This is a genomic window from Paraburkholderia strydomiana (assembly GCF_046030495.1).
Lineage (GTDB): Bacteria > Pseudomonadota > Gammaproteobacteria > Burkholderiales > Burkholderiaceae > Paraburkholderia > Paraburkholderia strydomiana_A.
The window spans coordinates 130,645-155,081 of the sequence record NZ_JAQQCJ010000019.1; the positions used below are offsets into that span (position 1 = coordinate 130,645).

Sequence of the window (24,437 nt, forward strand, 5' to 3'; positions counted from 1 at the left end):
TGCCGATGCATATTACTCAGCGATGACTACATCGCTTTTTTCGCACACCCGAGGGGCTAAATTGAGTTCTAAAGTTTGCGTGGAAAAGGCCGTTATCCAATGCCCGTTCTATTGCGACGCGATTACGTCGCTAGGAAAAACGCTCGATGCACACGACTTCGCCCGAATTCGATCGCGCCGCACGCGTCCGCCTGGGCTCCCGAATTTCCTCACCTTCGGGGCTAAAGTGCGCCGACAGGTGTGCATATTCTCACCTCGCCGGCTCCCGAATCTTCTCACCTGTTCGCTGTCAGCCGTGTTCCCAACCACCGCCCAGCACCTTGTATAGCGTCACGAGATTCGCCTGCCGCGACAGGCTATCCGTCGCAAGCTGCTGTTGCGCGGTAAACAGCGTGCGTTGCGCGTCGAGAAAGGTGAGGAAGCTGTCCGTGCCCGCCTTGTAGCGCGCTTCGGCGAGCGTGTAGTAGCGCTGCGCGGAGGCCACATAGTCGCGATCCGCCTGCACCTGATCGACGTAAGTGGCGCGCGCCGTCAGTGCGTTCGATACTTCCTTGAACGCGGTCTGAATCGCGCTTTCGTAGTCGGCCACCTCGATCTGCTTTTCGATCTTCGCGACATCGAGCGATGCCTTATTGCTGCCGTAATCGAAGATCGGCACCGATACGCTCGGCGCAAACGCCCAGGCACCCGTGCCCGCCTTGAACAGATTCGAGAGCGTCGAACTCGACGTGCCGGCCGACGCGGTCAACTCGATCTTCGGGAAGAACGCCGCGCGCGCGGCGCCGATGTTCGCGTTCGCCGCCTTCAACGCATGCTCCGCCTGGACGATATCCGGACGACGGGTGAGCAGCAGCGACGGCACGCCCGCACCGATATCGGCGAACATCGATTCGTCGTCGAATGCGCGGGGAGGCGGCAGGTCGTCGGGAATCGGCGCGCCTAGCACGGCCACCAGATTGTTGCGATCCTGCGCGACCGCGCGCCGGTAGGACGCGAGGCTGGCCCGCGCGCTCGCGAGCGAGTTCTGCGCCTGCTGCACGTCGAGCAGCGAAGAATTGCCCAGCTCCTGGACGCGCTTCGTCACATCGAACGTGGATTGATTCGCCTTCACTGTGTCTTCGGTCAACTGCAGCAGACGCTCGTCGGCCAGCAAGGTCAGATAGTCGGTCGCCACCGTGGCGATCAGGCTGATCTGTGTGCTTTGCCGCGACGCGTCGGTTGCGAGGTAGGTCTCCAGCGCCTGACGCTTGAGGCTGCGCAGGCGTCCAAAGAAGTCGATCTCCCACGACGTGGTGCCGACGCTCAGATTGCTGACGCTGCTCGTCACGCCTTCGGTGCGTTCGCGGGTCAGGCTGCCGCTCGCGCTGATCGACGGCGCAAGCGCGGCGCGTGCGATGCGGTATTGCGCTTCGTATTCGGCCACGTTCAACGCGGCCACGCGCATGTCGCGATTGTTGGCGAGCGCGATGTCGATCAAACGTTGCAGGCGCTCGTCGCGGAAGAACGTGCGCCATGCGGTGTCGGTGGCTAGCGGGGCAGTGGCGGCGCTGATGGTTGCGGTCGTTGCGGTCGTTGCGGTCGTTGCGGTCGTTGCGGTCGTTGCGGTCGTTGCGGTCGTTGCGGCAGTGCCGCTCGCCGCTTCCGCGCTCGCGTTTGCCGATGCTTTTGCCCGTGCGGCGGCGCTCGTGCTTTCATACGCATCGCCTTGCGGATACGTCGCCGCGACGGGCGCCGCGGGCCGTTCATAGTGCGGGTCGAGCGTGCATCCCGTCAGCATGGCGAAGGCGAACGCGACCATGCACGCGCCCGGTTTGAGTCTCATCATTCGACACCTTCCTGTTGCTTGGCGTCGCCGTGTTCACCGAACAGACGGCGCACGACGACAAAAAACACCGGCACGAAAAAGATCGCGAGAATGGTCGCCGCGATCATGCCGCCCATCACGCCGGTGCCGATCGCATGCCGGCTCGCCGAACCGGCGCCGGTGCTGATGACGAGCGGGAGCACGCCGAAAATGAAGGCGAGCGAGGTCATCAGGATCGGCCGCAAACGCAGCCGCGCGGCTTCGATCGTGGCTTCGATCAGGCCGCGTCCCTGGGCTTGCAGGTCCTTGGCGAACTCGACGATCAGGATCGCGTTCTTGGTGGACAGCCCGATCGTGGCGAGCAGGCCGACCTTGAAGTAGATGTCGTCGGACAGCCCGCGAAGATGCGCGCCCAGCACCGCGCCGAGCACGCCGAGCGGCACGACCAGAATCACCGCGAGCGGAATCGACCAGCTCTCATATAGACCGGCAAGGCACAGGAACACCACGACGAGCGAGATCGCGTACAGATAGATCGCCTGCGAACCGGCCACGCGCTCCTGGTACGATTGCCCGGTCCAGTCGATGCCGTAGCCGGCGGGCAGTTTTTTCACGAGCGCATCGACGGCGGCCATCGCCTGGCCGGTGCTGGTGTTCGCGCCGGTTTGCGCGGTGATTTCCATCGCCAGCGTGCGGTTGAATCGCTCGATCTGCGGCGGTCCGAAGGTCCACTTACCGGTGGCGAACGCCGAGAACGGCACCATCTGGCTGTCGTAGCTGCTGGTCGTGCTGGTCGTGCTTGTGGCGCTGGTCGTGCTCGTTGCGCTCGAACTGCTGGTCGAACTCGAACTACTTGAGCTGCTTGTCGTACTCGCCCTCACGTACCACCGTCCAATGTCGGACGGCATCATCCGGTATGGCGCATCGGCCTGCACGTAGACCTTCTGGATGCGTCCCGTATCGACATAGTTGTTCACATACGCCGAGCCGAACGCGGTCTGCAACGTATCGTTCACATCGGCGATGGACAGCCCCAGCGCGCTCGCCTTCTCGCGATCGATATCGACATGAAACTGCGGCGTATCGTCGAGGCCGCCGGGGCGCATGCCGGACAATGCGCTATCTTTGGCCGCGAGTGCGATCAACTGCTGGCGCGCGGCCATCAGCTTGTCGTGGCCCTGGCCCATGCGGTCTTCCAGTTCGAAGTCGAGTCCGCTCTGCGTGCCGAGCTCCTGAATCGCTGGCGGATTGAGCGCGAAAATCTGCGCGTCGCGCGTGGCGGCGAAGTGCTGGTTCGCATGCTGGATCAGCGCCGCCGCCGAGCCGTCGCTGCCGCGCCGCTTGCTCCAGTCCTTGAGGCTCACGAATGCGAGCGCGTTGTTCTGGCCCGAGCCGTTGAAGCTGAAACCGGTCAGCGTGATGATCTTGTCCACCTGCGGAAGTCCGAGGTAATACGCCTCGACCTTCTTCACGACTTCCAGGGTCTGCGCGGCGGGCGTGCCCGCAGGCGCGGAAATCGACGTGATGAGGGTGCCTTGATCCTCGTCGGGCAGATACGACGACGGCAGCTTCATGAAGAGCAGCGCCACGACGCCGCCGATCAGCAGGTAGATCACCATGTAGCGCACCGGATTGCCTAGCACGCGCGAGACCGCCGAATCATAGCGATCGGTGCCGCGTGCGAGCACGCGGTTGAACCACCCGAGCACGCCACGCTTCGGATGATGCGCGACGTCCGCGCGCCGCAGCAGCGTTGCGCACAGCGCGGGCGTGAGCGTCAGCGCGAGGAACACGGAGAGCAGCATCGCCGCGACGATCGTCACCGAAAACTGCCGGTAGATCGCGCCCGTCGATCCCGAGAAGAACGCCATCGGAATGAACACGGCAACCAGCACCGTCGTGATGCCAACCAGCGCGCCGGTGATCTGCTTCATCGCCTTGCGGGTCGCTTCGAGCGGCGACAGCCCCTCTTCCGCGATCAGGCGCTCGACGTTTTCGACGACCACGATCGCGTCGTCCACCAGCAAGCCGATCGCCAGAACGAGCCCGAACATCGACAGCACGTTGATCGAGAAGCCGACCACCGACATCACCGCGAACGTGCCGAGCAACGCAACCGGCACGACGATGGTCGGAATCAGCGTCGCGCGCAGGTTCTGCAGGAACACGTACATCACGACGAACACCAGCATCACCGCTTCGATCAGCGTCTTCACCACCTCTTCGATCGAAATCTTCACGAAGGGCGTGGTGTCGTACGGATAATCGACCACGACGTTGCGCGGCAATTGCGCGCTCAGTTCGGTGAGCTTCGCGCGCACGGCCTTCGCGACGCTCATCGCATTCGCGCCGCTCGCGAGCTTGACCGCGAGCGAGGCGGCCGGCTTGCCGTTCAGGCGTGAATCCGTGCTGTAATCGTCGCCGCCCACCTCGATGCGCGCGACATCCTTGAGCATCACCTTCGAGCCGTCGCTGTTCACGCGCAACAGAATGTCGCCGAACTGCGCGGGGGTGGTGAGCAGGCTCGATGCGGAAATCGTCGCGTTGAGCGCCTGGGTTTTCGTGGACGGCGAGCCGCCGATCTGTCCCACCGACAGCTGCACGTTCTGATTCGTGATCGCAGTGGTGACGTCGCTGGTGGTGAGGCCGACCGCTTGCAGCTTGACCGGATCGAGCCAGATGCGCATCGCGTGCTGCGCGCCGAACAGCGTCACGTCGCCGACGCCGTCGATCTGCGTGAGCGGGTCTTCGATCTGCGTCGCGATGATATTGCCGAGGTCGATGGAATTCGTGCTGCCGTCGGTCGACGACAACGACACGATCATCAGAAACGAGTTCGCGGCCTTCGCGACCTGCACGCCCTGCTCCTGAACCGTCTCCGGCAGCGACGAGCTGGCCTGCTCGACCTTGTTTTGCACCTGCACCTGCGCGATGTCCGCATCGGTGCCCTGCTGGAACGTCAGCGTGATGCGTGCCTGGCCCGATGAACTGCTGGTGGACGACATATAGAGCAGATGGTCGATGCCGCTCAGCTTCTGCTCGATCACCTGGGTGACGGTGGTCGCGATGGTCTCCGCGGATGCGCCCGGATACGTCGCCGTGATCTGCACGGATACCGGCGCCACGCTCGGATATTGCTCGACCGGCAACGTCCCGATGGAAGCGCCGCCCACCATCATGATGACGATGGCGATGACCCATGCGAGGATCGGTCGGTTGATGAAAAAACCTGCCATGGGAGAGTCTCGCTTTAGCTGTGGGCGGCCGACGCGGCAACGGCGTTGTCCGCGGTGGCGGGCGTGCTGCCCGCTTCGACCGGCTTGACGAGCGCGCCCGTGCGCGCCTTCTGCGAGCCCGCGACGATCACGCGATCGCCCGCTTTAAGGCCACGGGTGATGAGCCAGTCGGCGCCCGACGCGGTATCGGCGGTGACGGGCGTCTGCGCGACCTTGTTGTCGGCGCCGACCGTGAGCACGCTCGCGGAGCCGTCCGCCGCGCGCGACACCGCGAGTTGCGGCACCGTGATCGCCTGCTGGTTCACGCCTTCTTCGAGCCGGGCGCGCACGAACATGCCGGGCAACAACGTGCCGTCCGGATTGGGAAACACGCAACGCAGCGTCACCGAGCCGGTGGTGGGGTCGACGGTGATGTCGGAAAACAGCAGCCTGCCTGGCTGCGCATAGGTGCTGCCGTCTTCCATCACCAGATGCACGAGCGCGCCGTCGCTGCCCGCCTGCTGCAACTGGCCGCTCGCGAATTCCTTCTGCAGACGCAGCCAGTCCGCCGACGAACGCGTGACGTCGAGGTACATCTCGCCGGTCGCCTGGACCGTCGCGAGCGCGGTGGTCTGTTCGGCGGTCACGAGCGCGCCTTCGGTGACGCTCGATTTGCCGATGCGTCCGGCGATCGGCGCGACCACTTTGGTGTAGCCGAGGTTGATCGACGCGCTCTTCAATGCGGCGCGGTCGGCGAGCACATCGGCCTTCGCTTCGTCGAGCGCGGCGACGGCGTCGTCGTAGTCCTGGCGGCTCACGCCCTGGATCTTCGACAATTCCGCGTAACGCGCCGCCTTGGTCTGCGCGGCGTTGGCGGTCGCCACCGCTTTGGCGAGCGTGCCGACGGCCTGGTCGTACGTGGCCTGGTAGCTGGACGCGTCGATCTGATAGAGCACGGCGCCGGCCGCGACCAGCGAGCCTTCGGTGAAAAGGCGTTGCCTGACGATGCCTTCGACTTGCGGCCTGACTTCGGCGACGCGAATCGCCGACAGACGCCCCGATAGTTCGGTGCTCGAAACAACGGCGTGCGGCGTGATCGTTTCGACGCCGACTTCGGGAACCGGCGATTGCGCTGCTTGCGACGCCTGTTCGCCGCAACCGCTCAGCATGAACGTGGCGGCCGCGACGCCGGCGGCCAGCAGCGTGAAGCACGGCGCGCGTCGTGACGGCTCGGCGGCGATAGAGGGATTGGGCATGCTGTGGGCATCCTTCGACTGGAAACGACAAAGGGCCGTCCGGCATGCGTCGTTCGTTCGCGGAGGAAAAGCCACGCAACGCGATGCCAGCGGCAAGATATGGCCGCAGCATAGTGAGCAGCGTCTTACGTTGGCTTAGGCGGGGATTACGAGGTGTAACGCTCGGCGTGGGATCGAAGCGAAGACTCGCGCTTGCCACTCGAACTGGCGGCGCTGCCGTAATAAACTGTAAGGCCGGACAAGAACCCGAAACCGCCGCCGCCGCGCGATTCGCTATATTGCGGCGTAAGACAAACGGGCGGCGGCGCTGTCCGTTCATCAATCGTCCTCATCGATCAGGGCCCAGCCATGTCCGACACGCCCATCCAGGTTTTACTGGTCGACGACGACGCCGACCTTCGCGACCTGCTCCGCACCTTCTTCCAGCAGCGCGGCATCGAGATGTCCGTGCTGCACGACGCCAACAATCTGGCGCGCCGGCTCGAACGCGAGCGGCCCTCGATCATCGTGCTCGATCTGATGATGCCGGGCGTCGACGGCCTCAGCGCGCTCAGGCAATTGCGCGCGAACGGCGACACGATTCCGGTGATCATGCTGACCGCGCGCGCCGACGGCGTGGATCGCGTGATCGGTCTCGAACTCGGCGCCGACGACTATCTCGGCAAGCCGTTCATGCCGCAGGAATTGCTCGCGCGCATTCATGCGGTGCTGCGCCGGCATGCCCCGCCCGCGACCGTGTCGACGCCGCCCGAGAAGCGCGAGGCGCTGCGCTTCGGCCGCTTCCGGCTCGAATTCGTCACCCGTACGCTGTTTCGCGACGACGAACCGCTCAAGCTGACGGGCAGCGAATATGCGCTGCTCGAAGTGCTCGCCCAACATCCGATGGAAACGCTGTCGCGCGCGAAGCTCGTCGACCTGCTGCACGGTCCGCACTCCGACGTGACCGAGCGCGGCATCGACGTGCCGGTGTGGCGCCTGCGCCGTCTGCTCGAAGACGATCCGGCCAATCCGCGCCGCATCCAGACCATACGCGGCACCGGCTATATGTTCGTGCCCGGCGGCGGTGACGATGAAGAATCCCTTTAACACGCTGTTCGGGCGGCTCTCGTTGATGACGGTGGGCCTCATCGTGCTGGTTCACGTCACCTCGATGGTGTTGGTGGACCGCGAGCGCGGCCAGATCGACACCGGCCATGCGCAGCGTGCGGCGCTGCTCGCGGTCGAGGCCGAACACGAAGGCTCGCTCACGCCCGCACAGATCTCGGCGACGCTCGGTATTGCCAGGGTCAACGCCAACGACGCGATTCCGTATGGCTGCCCCGCGCCTTGCGAAAACACCTCGGGTCCGTTCGAAACCGACTTGCGCGCGAAGTTGCCGGCCGGCAGCGAGGTGGTAGCCGACCCCGACAGCGGCACGGTCTGGGTGCGCTATGCGGGCCATCCCGGCTGGCTCGTGCTGCAAAATTCGATGCTGCCGGCGCGCCGCTTCCTCGGCGCCTCGGCGACGATGCTGGTGTTCGCGGTGGTCGTCGCGTTGTTTGGCGCGTGGCATTTGCAGCGGCCCTTGCATCGGCTCGCGCTCGCGGCGCGCGAGTTTCGGGTCGGCCATCGCGCGCCGGTGGTCGAGGCGAGCGGGCCGCGTGAGCTAAAGGAGCTGATCGGCGACTTCAACCAGATGGTGCACGAACTCGCGCAAGCCGAGCAGGAACGCGCGGTGATGCTCGCAGGCGTCGCGCACGATCTGCGCGCGCCGATCACGCGCATGCAGGTGCGCGCGGACCTGCTGCCCGATGAAGCGAACCGGCGCGGCTTTCTGCGCGATGCGGAATCGTTGTCGCGCATCGTCACGCAGTTTCTGGATTTCGCACGAGAGACGGCGGACGCGTCGCCCACTACAAGCGTCGATGCGCACTGCCGCCGGCATTACGGCGACAGTCTCGCGGACGACGCGCTCGTGCGTCTCGATCTGCAAGCGGGCGATGGCTTCGGGTTGCCGCTCGTCGACCTCGACCGGATTCTGACGAACCTGATCGAGAACGCGCTGACCTATGGCGACCCGCCGGTCGAAATCTCGACGTCGCGGCACAACGGCCACTACACGTTGCGGGTGCGCGATCACGGCAGCGGCATTCCGGCCGATCAACTCGATCGTGCATTGCAACCGTTCGTGCGGCTTGACGAAGCGCGCAGCGGCGATGCGCATTGCGGGCTGGGGCTCGCGATCGTGCGACGGCTCGTGCGCTATAACGGCGGCACTTTTCATGCGGACAATGCTGTCGATGGGGGTTTTGTGGTGTCGCTGACGTTTCCGGTTTAGGTTGTCGGCCGGGGTTGTTTGCCGAGGTTTCCCCGCTCAGGTTGTCTGCTCAGTTGTCTGCTCAGGCTGCCTGAGCGGCTCGCTGTTCAGTTTGCCGCGCGGTTGCGGCATCGTTGCTGCATGGTTTCCGCGCGGTTCACGTGAGGTGTGTCGCTCAACCCTGAGCGACATTGCCCGGAACGACGATCGCGCCATGCGGCCCGTCGCCTCCACCGTGGCCGCCACCGGGTCCGCCGCCACCCGGACCACCACCACCCCAAGCCGGCGGCGGTCCCCACCAGCATCCGCTCAACGTTGCGCTCAGTGCGGCGAGCGCCGCGATTGCCAACAGCTTCTTCATGCTTTCTCCTTCGATCTATCTGCGGTGACGCGACAACGTCGCTCGGGTTTCGAGGGACGATGCGATGCGTCATCCGCAACTTATCAAGCGGCGAAAGATCATGTTTTACGAGGCCGTTACAAGCTCGGCAGGCAATGACTACGACGAGGCGGCCTCGCTGTCGCGGACGTCGTCTTCCAGCGCCGGTTACGCGGAGTTCGAGAAGTGTTGCGCGGCATGCGTGCGCGTTCACCCTTTGTTTGCATATGGAAGAGGATGTAAGGGGATCGGCGGCTTCGATTCGCGCCGTTGTCTTGATAGGTGAGTTGTTAGATCTGCGACACGTCACCTTGAGCGGCCATGCCGACGACTCCCTGGAAATCCTCACCTTCGCATCGGTGCGGATTCTGAGTGGCCATGGATCACCTCCTGGAATTCCTCACCTTTGCGCCTATTTCGAGGCTTCCAAGGTGCTATTCAGCTCGTCGAACGGCTCGCTTCGCGGCGAATGGAAAGCCCGTCTCCTGGAACTCCTCACCTTATAGCCGCGATGAGACGATCTCCTGGAATTCCTCACCTTTGAGCGCGGTGATCACATCTCCTGGAATTCCTCACCATTCGCCGCACGGTCGCCATCCCCTGGAAATCCTCACCATCCTGGAACGGCTCACCTTGGTGTGCGTGAGCGGTAGTTCGCTCAGAACTTCACCTTCACCTGAAACCCGATCGTAAACGGCAGATCGTCCGAAGGAATCGGCGGAATCACGATGAAGTTCGCGCCCACGCGTTTGTATTCGACCATCACGATCGGCGCGACCACCGGTCCGATCGTGTGATTGCGGCCCAAGCCCCAGTTGCCGTAGTTATAGCCGGAGATGATCCCGGCCATCGCCGCGAGCCGCACGATGCCCCAGTGCGCGAACTCCGGCGCCCAGACGCCGCCGCCATAGTACGAAGGTCGGCGCAGCGAGTTACGAAAACCGCCGGCGGTCAGCGCCCATTGATTGTTGAGCCAGCACTCGACGCCGAGGCCCGGATTGAACTGTTCGAAATCGGTATTCGGATCGGGGTTGATGTGATACGAGCCGAGCATGGCGTCGACCCATATGCCGCCCTCGCACCAGCTGCCGGCCTGCGCGGCGGATGCCGCCGCCAGGCTCGCGATGAGCGCCACTGCAGTACGTCGGATGTTCTTTTTGATCTGCCGAAAATGCATGTCCTCTCCGCCACCGGTCGAGCGCCGGTGTCATCTATGTTCTGGCTATGAGTTTGCCGTCCGTCGCGCACTGTACCTCAACCCGCACACGCGATGTTGAGGCTGCGCTCGGACGTGCGGGCACAAGACGTGCCCGCAGCCTGGAACCGCAACGATAACGGAGAACCGATGGCAAAGCGGTGAATGCGTGCCCGCATCCACCGCCATTTTCGATGGCGGGTCTAGAGCCCGAGATCCGACAGGCCCGGATGATCGTCGGGACGGCGCCCGAGCGGCCAGCGATACAGACGGTCGGCTTCGCGGATCGGCAGGTCGTTGATGCTGGCATGACGGCGCGCCATCAGTCCATGCTCGTCGAACTCCCAATTCTCGTTGCCATACGAGCGGAACCAGTTGTTCGAATCGTCGTGCCATTCGTAGGCAAAGCGCACTGCGATACGGTTATCGGTGAACGCCCACAGTTCCTTGATCAGCCGGTAGTCGAGTTCTCTCGCCCATTTGCGGCGCAACAGGCCGACGATCTCCGCGCGGCCATGCGTGAATTCGGCGCGATTGCGCCAGATGCTGTCCGGCGTGTACGCGAGCGAAACACGCTCGGGATCACGCGTATTCCAGCCGTCTTCCGCAGCGCGCACTTTCTGAATCGCGGTTTCGCGCGTGAACGGTGGCAACGGCGGGCGGGTTTCGATGGAGTCGGCCATGATGGTTCCTCGGTCAGGTTGCGGCGCGCCGGGATGGCGGTCGCCGGTTTGCGGAAGGGCTTGTGGTTTTGCCTGGCGACGTGCCTGTGACGTTGCCGGTGGACGTAGCGCGTTCGCCGGCGGATGGGTTGGCCTCGGCGTCGAGCAAGGTCTGGGCTGCGCTGCGCGCGTCGAGCGCGGCGTCGGCCTCGCCGCTCACCAGCGCCACGGCGATTGCACCATCGAGCAGAAGCAGCCACTGACGCGACAATCGCGCGGCACGCCGCGCATCCATGTCTGACTCGACTGCGAATTCATCGCACTGGGTTCGCACGAAATCGAGCAGACGTTCCTTGTGTTTGCGCGCGACGCTCCGGATCGGATCTTCCGCCGACGCAATCTCACCGGCCGCGTTCAGAAACGCGCAGCCATGAAAATCGTCCGACGCAAACCATTCGCGCAGCACCTCGAACATACCGAGCAGACGCTTGCGCGCACTTTTGCCGCGCCGCTGCGTGCCGGCGATAAACCAGTTCATCCAGCGTTCGTCGCGCCGTTCGAGTGCGGCCGCGACGAGCGCGTCTTTCGATTCGAAATGCGTGTAGAAGCTCTTGCGCGCCGTGCCGGACTGCTTGACGATCGCGTCCACGCCGGTTGCGTGGATGCCGCCGGCGTAGATCAACGCTTCGGCGGCATCCAGCAGACGCTCGCGCGCGCTGCCGGGCGCGGCTGCTTCAGTGAGAGTGTCGGTAGCCATGGACGAAGGGTAGAACGATCATTCTCCCTCGTCAAGTTTTTGCGGGTTCCGGCAGCCAGGTGCGCTAGCTGCTATCGTGATGACGATCGCTCAACCGGAACGAACTTCATGAACTCATCGCCTGTCCGCGCCACGCTGGCGCGTGTCCTGCTGGGCGCCACGTTGCTGACGGCAGTCGCCTGCACACCGCTGCAAGTCCTCACGCATTCGGTCAGCCAGAACGAGGCGCGCGTGCCGGTCGGCCGCTACGAGATCGATCCGGACCACACCAGCATCACGTTCGACATCGACCATTTCAAATACTCGCGCTTTACGATTCGCTTCGATCGCAAGCAGGGTCAGCTCGACTGGAGCGAGGGCGGGCTCGAGCGGAGCTCGGCATCGGTCACGATCGACGCGGCGAGCATCGATACGAACGTGCCGCTGCTCGACAAGATGGTGAAGGGCCCCGACATGCTCGACGTCGCACGCAATCCGGCGATTCGCTTTGCGAGCACGCGCTTCGAGCGCACCGGCGAATCTCGCGGCACACTGAGCGGTGATCTGACGATTCGCGGCGTCACGCAACCGGTGACGCTCGACGTCACGTTCAACGGTTTCGCGCCCGATCCGCTGACGAAGAAAGACACGCTCGGCTTCTCGGCAGAAGGCCGTTTCAGCCGCGCGAAGTTCGGTTTGTCGACGTGGTATCCGGCCGTCGGCGACGACATTCATGTGCGCATTCAGGCGGAGTTCGTGAAAACGCCCGCAGGCGGGTGAGCGCGATGCGGGCGTTGGGTCGGCCGCGAGCCAAGGCGTTGGGCTCGTGGCGATGTGGCTGACGTGTCAACTCACGCAGCCGTCCAGTCGAGAATCACCTTGCCGCTCTCGCCGGAAAGCATCGTGGCAAAGGCCTGCTGATAATCGTCGACCTTGAAATGGTGCGTGAGGATCGGCGACAGATCCAGACCGCTTTGCAGCATCGCGACCATCTTGTACCAGGTTTCGAACATCTCGCGCCCGTAAATGCCCTTGATTTCAAGGCCTTTGAAGATCACCTGAGTCCAGTCGATCGCGGTCTGCGCGGGCGGAATGCCGAGCAACGCGATCTTGCCGCCGTGATTCATCGCTTCGAGCATGCCGGTGAACGCGCTCGGCACGCCCGACATTTCCAGGCCGACGTCGAAACCTTCGGTCATGTGCAGATCGGCCATCACGTCGCGCAGCGATTCGCGCGACACGTTCACCGCGCGGGTCGCGCCCATCTTGCGGGCGAGTTCGAGGCGATAGTCGTTGATGTCGGTGATCACGACATTGCGCGCGCCGACGTGTTTCGCGATCGCCACCGCCATGATGCCGATCGGACCCGCCCCGGTAATCAGCACGTCCTCGCCGACCAGATTGAACGACAGCGCGGTGTGCGTCGCGTTGCCGAACGGATCGAAAATCGCCGCGAGATCGTCGGAGATTTCGGGTGGAATCTTGAACGCGTTGAATGCCGGGATGACGAGGTATTCGGCGAACGCGCCTTCACGATTCACGCCGACGCCGACCGTATTGCGGCACAAATGCCGACGTCCCGCGCGGCAGTTGCGGCAGAAACCGCACGTGATATGTCCTTCGCCCGACACGCGATCGCCGATCGCAAAGCCGCGCACTTCCTGTCCCATCTCGACGATTTCGCCGACATATTCGTGACCGACGTGCATCGGCACCGGAATGGTTTTTTGCGCCCAGTCGTCCCACTTCCAGATGTGGATGTCGGTGCCGCAAATCGCGGTGCGCGTGATGCGGATCATCACGTCGTTGTGGCCGACTTCGGGTTTCTTGACGTCCGTGAGCGTGAGGCCCGGCGCGCGTTCGAGTTTTGCCAATGCTTTCATATGCGCCTCCGTGTCAGATCACGCCCAGTTCACGGCCAACGCGCGCGAAGGCGTCGACGACCCGGTCGATCTGCTCGGGCGTGTGCGCCGCGCTCATTTGCGTGCGGATGCGCGCGCGTCCTTTGGGCACCACCGGGAACGAGAAGCCGATTACGTAGACGCCTTCCTTCAACAGCGCATCGGCCATTTTCGAAGCGAGTAGCGCGTCGCCGAGCATCACGGGAATGATCGGATGTTCGCCCGGCACGAGCGTGAAGCCGAGCGCGCTCATCTTGCTGCGGAAGTGCGCGCCGTTTTCACGCACACGTGCGCGCAATTGCGCGCCTTCGTCGCTCGCCAGCAGTTCGAGCACTTTCAGCGACGCAGCGGCGATGCTCGGCGTCAGCGTGTTCGAGAACAAATAGGGACGCGAGCGCTGCCGCAGTAACTCCACGACTTCCTTGCGTGCGGCGACGTAGCCGCCCGATGCGCCGCCCAATGCTTTGCCGAGCGTGCCGGTGATGATGTCGACGCGCGACAGCACGCCACAATGTTCCGGCGTGCCGCGCCCATGTTCGCCGACAAAACCCACCGCGTGCGAGTCGTCGACCATCACGAGCGCGCCGTAGCGGTCGGCCAGATCGCAGATGCCGGCGAGGTCGGCGATGATGCCGTCCATCGAGAACACGCCGTCGGTGGCGATCAGTTTGAAGCGCGCACCGGCGGCGTCCGCTTCTTTCAGTCGGGCTTCGAGATCGGCGAGGTCGTTGTTCTTGTAGCGGAAACGCTTCGCCTTCGAAAGCCGCACGCCGTCGATGATGCTCGCGTGATTCAGCTCGTCGCTGATGATTGCGTCGTTCTCGTCGAGCAGGGTTTCGAACAGACCGCCGTTCGCGTCGAAACAGCTCGAATAGAGAATGCAGTCGTCGGTTTGCAGGAATGCGGCGAGCGCGTGTTCCAGTTCCTTGTGCACGGTTTGCGTGCCGCAGATGAAGCGCACCGATGCCATGCCGAAACCGTCGTTGTCCAAACCTTGTTTGGCGGCGTCGATCAGTCGGGCGTCATCGGCGAGGCCGAGGTAATTGTTCGCGCAGAAATTCAGTACGTTCGTGCCGTTGGCAAGACGCACATCGGCCGACTGCGGGCTCGCGATCACACGTTCGTTTTTGTAAAAGCCGTCGGCGCGGATCTGCTCGAGGGTGCCGCGCAAGTGGGCGAGATATTGGTCACGCATGAACCCTTCTCCTGAATGGGATGGTGGCGCCGGCCCGCGTTCGCCTGTCCGGCATAGGTGCGGCATGAGCGACGGCGGCGAGACGGCCTGCTATAGTCGGCTGTCAGTTTTATCGGATATTTTCGTTTTTTCGAACTAAAATCCGGTATATCGAACAACTCTAAACGATGGGTCAGGAAATGGCAAGTTCGGGTATTCGCCGCGCCGCGGCCAACGCGGTGCCTACGTCAGGCGTGACATCGGTGCCGGCGAGTGCCGCGCCGCCGCGCGTCGGCGAACAGATTCAGCGTCTGCGCGCCGAACGGCGCATGACGCTCGACGATCTGTCGCGTGCCGCCGGCGTGTCGAAATCGATGCTCTCGGAGATCGAGCGCGACAAGGCCAATCCGACGATCGCGGTCGCCTGGCGGCTGACCAATGCGCTCGGCGTCAGTCTCGATTCGCTGTTCGCGCCGCCCAAAGCGCCGGAAGCAATCGCGGTCTCGGGTCCGCACGAGATTCCCACCTTGAGCGGGCACGAGGCCAAGTATCAGTTGCGAGTGTGGGGGCCGATCGAGCTGGCGGGCAAGTTCGAATGGTACGAATTGACGCTGCAGCCGGGCGGGGCGTTGGTATCGAATGCGCATGAGCCCGGTACGCGCGAGCATTTGACCGTACTGCACGGCTCGATCGAAATCGAGGCGGCCGGCGCGACGAAACGGCTCAAGGCCGCGGACACCGCGCGCTATGTCGCCGACGAACCGCACGCGATCCGCAACGCCGGCAAGGGCGAAGCGAAAGCACTGCTGGTGGTGATCCACGGCTGATTTCGGGCTCGCGGTCCGGGCGCCTTGCGGCTAGCAGTTGGCGGATTTGGCCATTCGGCTGAGGTTGCATCCGACACTGTATATTTGTACAGTACAGGGTATCGACTGGAGCCGATAATGAACAATCTAAGAGCCGACCCTACCGATCAAGCTTTGGCCGCGCTGCGCTACCAAACTGCGGCGCGCGATCTCGAACACATCGTGCGCAATATCGCGGCGCGTTACATCGTCCAGCAGGTGCCGCTCACGTGGCGTTTGCTGCATGCGATCGAAGCCGAGGCGCTGGCCGACCTCGGGTTTGCGAGCCGGCACGACGCGCTGCTGCTAGGCCTGTTCCAACGTCCGTCCGACCTGCCTTATCCGGAAACCGATGAGGCCGTGGATTTCGGCACGTCCACCGCGCTGCCGGCGGTGTTCGCGTTCGCCGTCAGTGCCTATGAAGAAGCCGCTCGCCGCGCAGCGAAGCCGGCGTCGGAAGGTTCGACGCTGAAACGCTCGCGGCCCTGGGGCGGCTGAAGGCTGTATTTTCGTCGGTTGCCACCTACAATATGCGCAACTAACGGAAGGATAGCCCATGTCACCTCCTCATCTGTCCGACCCGGTCCTGCGTCCTGCGCCATCGACTGATCTGTTCGATCAGCAACGTGAAGACTGGCGTCTCGACCCGCAAATCGCCTTCGACGCCTGGCTTGCCAAGCAGCATTTCAGACGGTCGTCTGCAAGTGTCTACCAAGCGCAGTGGGGACTTTTTCTTGAGTGGCTCAGCGCACGCCAGAAGAGTCTGGTCACGGTCGACACGCATATGATTGCCGAATTCGTCGCCGGACTCGATGTCCGGAAACCTCAACGAATCCGGTATTTGCGGCTGATCGAGCGGGTCCTGGATCATGTGCGCGAAATCGAATCCGCGTCGACCAACCCCGCGCGCTTCATTGCTCAGGATGGCGAAGCAGCGTGGCGAAATGCGCGCGATAACGAGCCAACCGGCTTTCTCACCCATGCCGAACGAACCGCGCTGATCGCGCAATTGTTTGCACCGCTGCCTGATTTGTCGACCGCGCAGCGCTGGCGAGAGCGCCGCGACCGCGCGTTGATCGCCGCGTTTCTCGGCGGCGGATTGAAGACGGGCGAGGCCGCTGCGCTTACGGTTAGTTGCGTGAATGTCGGTTCGCCATGGGTAACGATCGAGTCCGCCAATCCCATGCTGACGCGCCGCACCCGGCTCGCGCCCTTCGCGACGGCGGTCCTCGACGCGTGGCTCGCCGAACGGCGTCATACGGAATTGGCCGGCAATCTGGTTTTCCCCGCAGCCCCGTCCGGGCGGCCGATGCACAAAGCCACCATGCTGCGCGCCGTCGACGCGTTGATCGACGGTGCCGGGATTGCGGCATCGCGGCTGTCCCGCGCCAGTCCGCAAACCTTGCGCAACACTTTCGCGGCAGATCTGTTCGAAAGTGGGGTAGAGGCCGAACTGGTCGGTCAATGGCTGGGATTCGTGCAGGCCGTGTCGGCCAACCGGCTGTATCGAGCGTGGCAAACGTGGGTTGACCAGCAGGATTCGTCTGCCGCCGAGGTACCTGATCCGGCCGCGCCGCCGTTACCCGCGCCTAGACGTGACGGGCGTTTGACGCGGAAATCGGGAGCCGGCGAGCCCTGAAAATACTCACCTTTCCGGTCCCGAATTTCCTCACCTTTGACGTTTTATCCGCTATCGCACCGCGTCGAATTGGCGTGCCGGCGTAGCGGCCGAGTCACTCGACAAAAAGCGGCTGACCGCCGCGAGCCTTGATTCGCCGAGTCCCGACGAGTGGTCGCATTCCGGGCAAAGCAGCTCGAAGCGGTGATCGACTTGCGACAACTCCGGCTCACCTTCATCACATTTCGGGCATCGTTGCGGCAGCATGACATGCCCGTCCGCTGCTGTGCCGATTACGCGCAGCTCGTCGCTCGTGAGCCGCCCCGCTTCGACCAGCGAACAAATCAAGCCGCCGATTGCCGGATCGATACCTTGTCGGCCGCGCAACACGGTGACCTCTTTCGTCAAGGCATCCACCTCGTCCGATTGCTCACGCAACTGAGCGTCGAGTCGATCGCCGCGCGCCTTGGCCGCCGCGATTTGCTGAATAAACTCGAATTCCTTGCGACTTGCGTCGCGAACGCCCGATTGATAGGTCGCAGCCATGCTGCGGAGCGAATCGAGTTCGACCAGCATCGGCTTGACGCGCCGCTCGGCCTCGGCGACCGCGTCCTTGATCTGTTGCGCATAGTGTTCGGTGCTTTGGCGCAGCTCGATATGCAATGCGTCGATCCGGTCACGCAAAGTGGCGTTGGTTGCCAGTTCATTATCGAGACGCTGACGGAGCGCTTCGTTTTCCCGATCGAGTCGATGCACCGTCGACTGCAAGCCTTCCTGGTGAACATTTCCGTGCGTGGTTGCACTGGATAGCTCGGTTTCGAGCGCGCGAACACGCTCCCACGCTGCTTCGGCGCGGAGCTCGCTGCGCTTGATTGCTTCGTCGGCGGCATCCCGGCGAATTTCCGCGTCCCGCGCACGTTGCTCGGCGGCCGCGATTTGCGCACGGATTTCCTCGCGTTCGCCGACGAGCGTTGTCTGCGCGTGAGCAACCGCTTCTTCGAACAACGCGCCCAATAGTTCGCCGGCGCGATCTTCCAAAGCTTTAGGAATGGCGCCGGCACCGACTTTCACACGCGACACGTTCCGGATGCGTTCCCAGAAGTGGTCAATGTCCTTCGGAATATCGCTTGCACTGCCGGTTTGCGTCAGATCACGAACCGCCGCCATGGATGGGCGGACGCCAAGATCGAAAAAGAGGCGCTTGCATGCATGAAGAGACAAGTCCTGCCGCCGGACGCCTTGCGCACGCATCGCTTCAAGCTCGCCACGGATGGCTTGTCGTTCCTGGTCCAGATTCATGTCAACCTCGATGTCGCTCGAATTGAATGGATCATAACAATTTACGTAACGTTTGCTACCTATTTGTTCGGAGCGTGGGGGTTTTGTTGAATTGATGTGTTTTTGAGCGTTACGGAGACCGATTGACTCGCACCTGCTGGTTTTTTCCGTGAAACAAAACGAAGAATAACCAATAAGTCTTTGTACAGAAAGCTTTTTTGCTGATCTCTCAGCGGTCGCGCACTGTTTCACGAACTTTCGATGAGGGCAACGTTGGGGTGAAGGCTTGGTCCGGAGGACTCGCGGGGAGAAATGCTAGAGAGTAATAAAAGTAAACACCTTTGAACCCATGTTAAAAACGTTAACGCCACGGCAAAGCCTTATCTGGCAAGGGTTCTAGCCCGGTAAGGTGAAGCTTTGCGGGAGACGTGGTGAGGTTTTGCGGGAAACTTGAGTGATGGGGTTCGGGGGCCTTGGTGAGTGGCTCCGGGACAGAACGTGAGCGGGTTCGGGAGACCGCGTAAACATGGGGTCGGCCAAAGGTGAGATTTTGCAGGACCTGATTGCCGTGAGGAGCCCGATCGTGCTTGAAAAGTCTCTTCCGAGGTGCGTCGGGTCAAAGGTGAGCGCTTTCGGGAGCATCGGCGAACGAGGTTTACGGTCATATTTGGAGCCCGTTAACTCCTTTGGTGAGCTAAGTCGGGAGAAAACGTGAACCGAAGGTGAGACTTTACAGGGCCAAGGGGCGGTTTTGCCATAATTTTGTGCATTCCGGGGCGCAAGGTGAGCTTTTGCGGGAGCTTGTAGGCGCTCAAGTGGGAGATTTGACGGCTGCGGCCTCGGGCTGCCAGTTGTTGGAATTGGAAAGGTGAGGAAATTCGGGAGGTCGTCTGCGGCGGGATTTGCTGCTGGTTGAATTGCCTGGTTTCCGTCAAAGGTGAGGCTTTTCAGGACGATTCTGAGCAGGTTTTTATGGCTGAGGTGAGGAAATGCGGGATCAAAACGGTGCCCGAGGCCTGAAAAGGCCCTACGGATGCCGCCTTCGCTAACGCTGCTTTGTGACTGCCAAATTTTATTGGTGAGGTTTTTCGGGACCCTCGAGAAAGTGTTTGGAAGACGCCCTTTTCAGAAGAAAAGGATTAGAGGTGAGGAAATACGGGGGCGCACATTGGTTGCCCTGCTATTTTGGCGATCCTAAGTCTTTGAAATTGTTGAAATATTTGGTTGGTTTTGTCAAAGGTGAGGCTTTTCGGGAGGCTCTCCCGGAGATGTGCGACGCTGCCCGGAAAGCTCAAAGGTGAGGCTTTCCGGGATTGTTTCGGGGTGGATATTGGGCTCGATGCCTCGGAAGCCCGCATCATTCCAAGCGTTCGCGGTGTGCAAAGGTGAGCTTTTTCGGGGGCACAGTGCGAGCGATGCGTCACGTCCTCACCAAGGGCAGTCTTTTCGGTCGATTTCGCCAACGGTGTTGACGTGGTTTCGAACGCTGTCGGCATTGCCGCGCGTACCTGCGGGAGGATTAGGGCGACGCTACGGGCACCTCGGACGCGCTCGGTAAGAAGTTGCCGGCGGCGCACGGCGCAGAGCGCCTGTTGCGTCGCTTGGATCGGCTATCCCGGCGGGCAGGCAGTCTGTGAGCGGAAGTCGCTACGGCCTTATCCCGGTGCACTCTAGGCCGCGCACATCAGGCAAAACCTCGCCGCAACTTCTGCTCGCCGACGCCATTGAGATCTTGTCGCTGCTCCCCTGCTTACGCACGAAACGGCACGAAGCACCCCGGAGCGCGGTTTCGGCATCAGTCCCACTCGAACTTCGAGGCGACGTCGCCTGAAATGCACGAAATTTTTTATGGTGAGGAGATTCGGGATTGAATGCTCCCCGTTCGCGCACGTTGCGAAAAAGTGCGAATTTGCGGAGGCCGCGACCCGTAAGGATGGCCCGAACCTGGTGCCAAACGGCTGAGGTGAGGGTTTTCGGGAGTTGTTCGAGGTGAGTCGTGCCTCGTAAACTCACTTCACCGGGAACGGTGAGAGTCGCACTATAGACGCGTATCACCACAGCCGGTATGCTCTCGCCAAATCCCTCCTCGACCAGACGCATGGCCACGAAGCGCGCGAAGAAGACCGACGTAGTCAGCCCGAGCTCCGCGGAATTGCGCAAAGCCGTCGAGGCGATCGCTATTCAGCCGAAGAGCGGCAAAATCACGCTGCTCACCCGCAAGCTGTTCAACGTGCTCCTCGCCGTGGCTCAGCAAGCCGACGAGTCGGGCGACACGTACCGAGCCTTGCTGTCAGACATCGTCGCCAATTCCGCGTTTGATTCGAACGACACCGCGCTCGTCAAGGAGCACCTGCGGCGCATGGTGTCGGTGCAGGTCGAATGGAGCACGGGCACGTCCAGCCAGAAGCCCGGTCGTAAATGGGGCATTTCGACGCTGATCGCCGACGCGGAAATTCTCGAAGACCCCACTACCCGCCGCGTCTGGGTGGAATTCTCGTTCGCGCCGAAGATCAAGAAGAAGCTGCTCGACCCGGTTCAGTATGCGCGTCTGAGTCTGCAGTTCCAGAGCCAACTGCGCAGCAGCGCGGGCCTAGCGCTTTACGAGATTTGCGTGCGCTATCTGACCAACCCGAGCCATCTGACGATGCGTGAGACGTGGGAATGGTGGCGCCCTATTCTGTCGGGCACGCCGGACACCGAAGCTGGCGACGAAGCGAAACGCGAATACAAGTACTTCAAGCGCGATTACTTGCGGCCGGCGATTGCTGAAGTCAACGCGGTCACCAATATCTTCGTCGAGTTGATCGAGCATCGCGAAGGGCGGCGAGTAGCCGAAATTCAGTTTCGCGTGACCGAGCGCAAGCAGCCAATGCTCGCACTCGACGAGCATCCGAATGTGTTCGACAGCACGCTGGTCGACCGGATGGTGAAGATCGGCATCCCGCTGAAAGAAGCGCAAACGCTGTATGCCGACAGTGAAGAAAACCGTATTCGCGCCGCGTTGCAGATGACCGAGCAACGCATGCGCAGCACGTCGTTGCCGCCTGTGCGCAGCGCGCCCGCGCTGTTCAAGGACGCATTGAAGAAGGGTTATGCGCCGCCCGTCGAAGCATTGTCGTCAGGCAGTGGCGGGAAGGCCGCGGTCGCCGCGCCGGCAGATGATCTCAAAGCGCGATTGTTGGGTGAATATTCGGCACATCGTCGCAAAGAAGCATACGAGTTGTACAACGAGCAAGGCGAGGCGGAAAGGGAGATCGCACGGCAGTCGTTTGAAGAAGACGAATTGCCGGGACTCGGTACACACATGCGAGACGATTGGCGTCGTCGCGGGCTGGATTCGAAGATTGTCGAAACGGCCTTTTTCGATTGGCTCGCACGCAAGACCTGGGGCGAACCGACCGACGGCGACTTGCTCGCCTTCACGCTGAGCCAATCGCGCGCAGCCTGATTCTTTGAAGAGGTAGGCGGCGACGATAGTGCGCCGCCCCGCTCTTTTACTTCAGCATCTTTTCAATTTGCCGCAGGATGTCATCACGCTTCTCACGCGTGAGTCCCTTCAAGCGCAGTTCGATCCGATCATCCCCGTACGATTTGAGATCGCCCACCGACACGCCCTCGAGTTTGATTTCCAGGCGCTGTGCATAGCGTTGTCGACCTGCCGGTTTAACGCTTTCCTGTGCACTCACCCTACCCTTCACGATATCCGCGACTTGCCGCGTGCTCAGGTCGTCAGAGAGGATCTTGTTGATCAACCGCAGTGTCGCGTCGGCACCTCGGGCGGAATGGTATCGACCCACCTGATAGGCCATGTTTGAACCGAAGCGGTCGGGACGCGCGACCATCTCGTGCATGACGGGCTCAGGCAACTTGGCGATGGACAATGCGACGGCGACAGTCGATTCGTCCAGATTGAGATGCTCAGCAAGTTCCTTCTGGCTCTGGAAATGGCGATCGTCGAGAAAGCGTTTCCAGACCACTGCGTTGTCGAACACTGTCTGCGAATCGCGTTGGACGTTGAGGTCGTATCCCAGCTTGTAGCTCTGAATACCGATTGGCAGATCGATGACGATCGCCTTCACGGACTCCTTGTTCGCCTCTTTCAGGGCGCGCACACGCCGACCGCCATCGCTGACAAAGTAGGTGCCAGGACTGTCGTAGTCGGGAATGACGTGAATTGCCTGCTGCTGGCCCTGCTTGGCGAGATTGACAGCGAGGTCCGCAATTGACGATTTAAGGTAGAAGTGCCGGGGATTGAACGGGCTAGGCTTGATGCTTTTCAGCGCAAGCTCGATAACCTGATTAGGCTTGTACCCGTGTTCGATTCTCCATGCGCGATAGGCGGCCGATTCATTGGCCGTATGGACGGCATCGGTTTCCGGGGCGCTCGGCGGCATCACGGTGGCAATTGGACGCGCAGCGGCTTCACTGCTTCCGGGGCTATTCCTGACAAGACCGTCGATCGCATTCAGACGGTCGAGCGCGGTTCGCTTTTCGCTGCTGGTCGTATCAGGACGTGCTTGAAAGCCTTTGGCGAATTGGGAGGGTTTCATTCAGGGTCCTTTATGCGCATAAATTTCACGGGAGCAAGGCGGCGATCTCGTTCGCGCACGCCCGTACTTCAAGGGCGGCAAGCTTGGCGCCCCGGTCGTTCATCTGAAGTACCGTCTGCCCTAATGCCATTGCCTGCTTGTAGGCTTCACGTGTCGGAATCTGGGTCTTGAGCAGAGGAAAGCCGAGTTCTTCCAACGCGCGCTTCAGTTCGCGCGTCAGCATCCGTTTCTCTTCGGTCTTGTTGAGTAGAAAGACTGCGCGCAGGTCCTCGTTCATCACTTGGGCTTGCTGGACAAGCTTGACCAATCCGATGCTCGACCAGTAGTCGGCGGGCGATGACGATGTGGGGATGACTGCAACGCTCGCTGCAAGCAGGACGACGCCAGAAACCTTTTCGGTGATGGACGGCGGGCAGTCGACGACGATGATGTCATAGTCAGCCACGAACTTCTTGATCTCACGATGGATCTGGCTGCCTGCTTCCGAGAGGTTGACGACCGGGAAAGGGATGCCGGTGTCTCCGTCTGATGATGCGCTGGCCCAGTGGATCAATGTGTTCTGACCGTCTGCGTCTACGACGAGGACGCGTTTGCCTTTCTCGTGAAACGCGGCGCCGAGATGCATCGCGATTGTGCTTTTCCCGACCCCGCCCTTCTGTTGTGTTACCGCGATGATTTCTGCTGCCAAATTCCACCTCCTCTTTTTAGACGCAAATGGATTTTACCTGGATGAATTTTCATTTCAATCGTTTTTATGAATTCAAGATCGAAATTGGCCATTCGGTATAGGTTTATGCGCATAAAGAGCATGAGGGCGGGAAAGGCTGTGAGGGCGGCGGTAGGCTAGGTGGACGGGCGCTGGTTCGGGAGTGCTCAAACGAAAGGAATGTGGCGTGCGAATCTGCATCGGCTTCCGACTGGCGGGCATTTTATTTTGGTATTTCGCTGCGCGCGGCGGGATTGGTATGGGCATTCTCCCGAAGCCCTCATGGGAGAGTAAGTGCCCAGCCAATGTGGACTAGCGCGCGACCGGAGGCCAATGGACGATGTGACAGGACTTTATGCGCATAAAGTCTACTCGTGCGAGCGGGCTCGATGGGTCGTCTGGAGAGGTCGCCACAGCGATGGTAAGTAACAAGAGGTTCGTCGGTCACTTTCCGATCGTTGGGGCGTTCCCCGAATGTTCGCGACGAGGTAGATGAAAGACCCTCGGACGATGCAGGCAATGTGTGTGAATCTAGTTAGGGGCCTGGTATCTCGTTTGAAATGACGGATGGTTTCAGTTCATCTCCTCGTAACCGAGAGTCGCCGACGTGTCAGGCAAGGGGATGAGATTAGGCGCGGAAACCGCGGAGTGATGCGTGCACGGGAATCGATCGAATGTGAACGCGCCGGAGTTTTTCGTGGCCGGGACAGAGTTCAGGGCGGCTGCGGCTGAGTATGTCAGCGTCGGCGATACAGTTTATGCGCATAACTACCACTGCCCCACTGCCCCACTGCCCCACTGCCCCACCAGCCCCCACCCCCC

General features: G+C 61.9%; 18 protein-coding genes and 2 pseudogenes. 7 read left to right on the plus strand and 13 right to left on the minus strand.

Annotated features, from left to right (window positions below; genetic code table 11):
- Positions 1 to 289: 289 nt before the first annotated feature.
- From PQQ53_RS24065 to PQQ53_RS24075, 3 genes are read right to left on the minus strand one after another with little or no spacing between them, the layout of a single operon-like run.
- Positions 290 to 1,825, minus strand: a complete 1,536-nt coding sequence (locus PQQ53_RS24065) for an efflux transporter outer membrane subunit (RefSeq protein ID WP_408326682.1) — start codon at positions 1,823 to 1,825, stop codon at positions 290 to 292.
- Positions 1,822 to 5,040, minus strand: a complete 3,219-nt coding sequence (locus tag PQQ53_RS24070; protein ID WP_408326684.1) for an efflux RND transporter permease subunit — start codon at positions 5,038 to 5,040, stop codon at positions 1,822 to 1,824. Before PQQ53_RS24070 ends, PQQ53_RS24065 begins: the two co-directional genes overlap by 4 nt.
- 14 nt (positions 5,041 to 5,054) lie before the next feature.
- Positions 5,055 to 6,275: an efflux RND transporter periplasmic adaptor subunit gene (locus tag PQQ53_RS24075; RefSeq protein WP_408326687.1), complete on the minus strand. Its 1,221-nt coding sequence runs from the start codon at positions 6,273 to 6,275 to the stop codon at positions 5,055 to 5,057.
- A 348-nt stretch (positions 6,276 to 6,623) separates the two neighbouring features.
- Between PQQ53_RS24075 and PQQ53_RS24080 the strand changes: the two genes are divergently transcribed.
- Both PQQ53_RS24080 and PQQ53_RS24085 read left to right on the plus strand, forming a co-directional pair.
- Entirely contained in the window at positions 6,624 to 7,361 is a 738-nt protein-coding gene (locus PQQ53_RS24080; RefSeq protein ID WP_408326690.1) for a response regulator, read from the plus strand.
- On the plus strand, positions 7,345 to 8,592 hold the full coding sequence (locus PQQ53_RS24085) for an ATP-binding protein (protein WP_408326693.1): 1,248 nt from the start codon (positions 7,345 to 7,347) through the stop codon (positions 8,590 to 8,592). Before PQQ53_RS24080 ends, PQQ53_RS24085 begins: the two co-directional genes overlap by 17 nt.
- A 154-nt stretch (positions 8,593 to 8,746) precedes the next feature.
- Here the strand turns inward: PQQ53_RS24085 and PQQ53_RS24090 are convergent, their stop codons facing one another.
- The 4 genes from PQQ53_RS24090 to PQQ53_RS24105 all read right to left on the minus strand — a co-directional run bounded on the left by PQQ53_RS24090 (position 8,747) and on the right by PQQ53_RS24105 (position 11,564).
- The gene (locus PQQ53_RS24090; protein ID WP_408154584.1) at positions 8,747 to 8,932 is read right to left on the minus strand and encodes a hypothetical protein; all 186 of its coding nucleotides are present in this window, start codon (positions 8,930 to 8,932) and stop codon (positions 8,747 to 8,749) included.
- Positions 8,933 to 9,608: 676 nt separating this feature from the next.
- The gene (locus tag PQQ53_RS24095) at positions 9,609 to 10,127 is read right to left on the minus strand and encodes a hypothetical protein (RefSeq protein WP_408141872.1); all 519 of its coding nucleotides are present in this window, start codon (positions 10,125 to 10,127) and stop codon (positions 9,609 to 9,611) included.
- Between the two features lie 221 nt (positions 10,128 to 10,348).
- A complete protein-coding gene (locus PQQ53_RS24100) occupies positions 10,349 to 10,828 on the minus strand; it encodes a nuclear transport factor 2 family protein (RefSeq protein ID WP_121319791.1) in 480 nt (159 codons plus the stop codon).
- A 13-nt stretch (positions 10,829 to 10,841) separates the two neighbouring features.
- Entirely contained in the window at positions 10,842 to 11,564 is a 723-nt protein-coding gene (locus tag PQQ53_RS24105; protein WP_408326696.1) for a TetR/AcrR family transcriptional regulator, read from the minus strand.
- A 108-nt stretch (positions 11,565 to 11,672) separates the two neighbouring features.
- Here PQQ53_RS24105 and PQQ53_RS24110 point away from each other — a divergent pair, with 108 nt between their 5' ends.
- Positions 11,673 to 12,323: a YceI family protein gene (locus tag PQQ53_RS24110; RefSeq protein ID WP_408154588.1), complete on the plus strand. Its 651-nt coding sequence runs from the start codon at positions 11,673 to 11,675 to the stop codon at positions 12,321 to 12,323.
- A gap of 71 nt (positions 12,324 to 12,394) precedes the next feature.
- On the opposite strand, the gene tdh is transcribed toward PQQ53_RS24110, so the two are convergent.
- Positions 12,395 to 13,426 carry an L-threonine 3-dehydrogenase gene (tdh, locus tag PQQ53_RS24115; RefSeq protein ID WP_408154590.1) on the minus strand — a complete coding sequence of 344 codons (1,032 nt, stop codon included), beginning with the start codon at positions 13,424 to 13,426 and terminating at the stop codon, positions 12,395 to 12,397.
- Positions 13,427 to 13,439: 13 nt separating this feature from the next.
- The gene (locus PQQ53_RS24120) at positions 13,440 to 14,639 is read right to left on the minus strand and encodes a glycine C-acetyltransferase (protein WP_408326699.1); all 1,200 of its coding nucleotides are present in this window, start codon (positions 14,637 to 14,639) and stop codon (positions 13,440 to 13,442) included.
- Positions 14,640 to 14,806: 167 nt separating this feature from the next.
- On the opposite strand from PQQ53_RS24120, the gene PQQ53_RS24125 reads away from it, so the two are divergent.
- The 3 genes from PQQ53_RS24125 (at position 14,807) to PQQ53_RS24135 (ending at position 17,102) form a co-directional block, all read left to right on the plus strand.
- Entirely contained in the window at positions 14,807 to 15,445 is a 639-nt protein-coding gene (locus PQQ53_RS24125) for a helix-turn-helix domain-containing protein (protein ID WP_408141882.1), read from the plus strand.
- Positions 15,446 to 15,562: 117 nt separating this feature from the next.
- The gene (locus PQQ53_RS24130; protein WP_408141884.1) at positions 15,563 to 15,961 is read left to right on the plus strand and encodes a DUF2471 family protein; all 399 of its coding nucleotides are present in this window, start codon (positions 15,563 to 15,565) and stop codon (positions 15,959 to 15,961) included.
- Positions 15,962 to 16,019: 58 nt separating this feature from the next.
- Positions 16,020 to 17,102: a tyrosine-type recombinase/integrase gene (locus tag PQQ53_RS24135; RefSeq protein WP_408326702.1), complete on the plus strand. Its 1,083-nt coding sequence runs from the start codon at positions 16,020 to 16,022 to the stop codon at positions 17,100 to 17,102.
- A gap of 51 nt (positions 17,103 to 17,153) precedes the next feature.
- Here PQQ53_RS24135 and PQQ53_RS24140 read toward each other — a convergent pair whose 3' ends face one another.
- Entirely contained in the window at positions 17,154 to 18,380 is a 1,227-nt protein-coding gene (locus PQQ53_RS24140; RefSeq protein ID WP_408326704.1) for a DNA-binding protein, read from the minus strand.
- A gap of 2,077 nt (positions 18,381 to 20,457) precedes the next feature.
- Here PQQ53_RS24140 and PQQ53_RS24145 point away from each other — a divergent pair.
- Positions 20,458 to 21,807 (plus strand): replication initiation protein, encoded by a 1,350-nt coding sequence (locus PQQ53_RS24145; RefSeq protein WP_408141887.1) that lies wholly within the window; start codon positions 20,458 to 20,460, stop codon positions 21,805 to 21,807.
- 46 nt (positions 21,808 to 21,853) lie between these two features.
- Here the strand turns inward: PQQ53_RS24145 and PQQ53_RS24150 are convergent.
- From PQQ53_RS24150 to parA, 3 genes and pseudogenes are all read right to left on the minus strand, one after another.
- A pseudogene (locus PQQ53_RS24150) lies at positions 21,854 to 22,723 on the minus strand (ParB/RepB/Spo0J family partition protein); the annotation flags it as partial.
- A 74-nt stretch (positions 22,724 to 22,797) separates the two neighbouring features.
- A pseudogene (locus PQQ53_RS24155) lies at positions 22,798 to 22,909 on the minus strand (ParB/RepB/Spo0J family partition protein); the annotation flags it as partial.
- Between the two features lie 25 nt (positions 22,910 to 22,934).
- Positions 22,935 to 23,597: a ParA family partition ATPase gene (gene parA, locus PQQ53_RS24160; RefSeq protein ID WP_121319770.1), complete on the minus strand. Its 663-nt coding sequence runs from the start codon at positions 23,595 to 23,597 to the stop codon at positions 22,935 to 22,937.
- Between the last annotated feature and the right edge of the window lie 840 nt (positions 23,598 to 24,437).

Coding starts and splice junctions, on each gene's coding strand:
- PQQ53_RS24065 (WP_408326682.1), bottom strand. CDS start 1,825: ATGATGAGACTCAAACCGGGCGCGTGCATGGTCGCGTTCGCCTTCGCC.
- PQQ53_RS24070 (WP_408326684.1), bottom strand. CDS start 5,040: ATGGCAGGTTTTTTCATCAACCGACCGATCCTCGCATGGGTCATCGCC.
- PQQ53_RS24075 (WP_408326687.1), bottom strand. CDS start 6,275: ATGCCCAATCCCTCTATCGCCGCCGAGCCGTCACGACGCGCGCCGTGC.
- PQQ53_RS24080 (WP_408326690.1), top strand. CDS start 6,624: ATGTCCGACACGCCCATCCAGGTTTTACTGGTCGACGACGACGCCGAC.
- PQQ53_RS24085 (WP_408326693.1), top strand. CDS start 7,345: ATGAAGAATCCCTTTAACACGCTGTTCGGGCGGCTCTCGTTGATGACG.
- PQQ53_RS24090 (WP_408154584.1), bottom strand. CDS start 8,932: ATGAAGAAGCTGTTGGCAATCGCGGCGCTCGCCGCACTGAGCGCAACG.
- PQQ53_RS24095 (WP_408141872.1), bottom strand. CDS start 10,127: ATGCATTTTCGGCAGATCAAAAAGAACATCCGACGTACTGCAGTGGCG.
- PQQ53_RS24100 (WP_121319791.1), bottom strand. CDS start 10,828: ATGGCCGACTCCATCGAAACCCGCCCGCCGTTGCCACCGTTCACGCGC.
- PQQ53_RS24105 (WP_408326696.1), bottom strand. CDS start 11,564: ATGGCTACCGACACTCTCACTGAAGCAGCCGCGCCCGGCAGCGCGCGC.
- PQQ53_RS24110 (WP_408154588.1), top strand. CDS start 11,673: ATGAACTCATCGCCTGTCCGCGCCACGCTGGCGCGTGTCCTGCTGGGC.
- tdh (WP_408154590.1), bottom strand. CDS start 13,426: ATGAAAGCATTGGCAAAACTCGAACGCGCGCCGGGCCTCACGCTCACG.
- PQQ53_RS24120 (WP_408326699.1), bottom strand. CDS start 14,639: ATGCGTGACCAATATCTCGCCCACTTGCGCGGCACCCTCGAGCAGATC.
- PQQ53_RS24125 (WP_408141882.1), top strand. CDS start 14,807: ATGGGTCAGGAAATGGCAAGTTCGGGTATTCGCCGCGCCGCGGCCAAC.
- PQQ53_RS24130 (WP_408141884.1), top strand. CDS start 15,563: ATGAACAATCTAAGAGCCGACCCTACCGATCAAGCTTTGGCCGCGCTG.
- PQQ53_RS24135 (WP_408326702.1), top strand. CDS start 16,020: ATGTCACCTCCTCATCTGTCCGACCCGGTCCTGCGTCCTGCGCCATCG.
- PQQ53_RS24140 (WP_408326704.1), bottom strand. CDS start 18,380: ATGAATCTGGACCAGGAACGACAAGCCATCCGTGGCGAGCTTGAAGCG.
- PQQ53_RS24145 (WP_408141887.1), top strand. CDS start 20,458: ATGGCCACGAAGCGCGCGAAGAAGACCGACGTAGTCAGCCCGAGCTCC.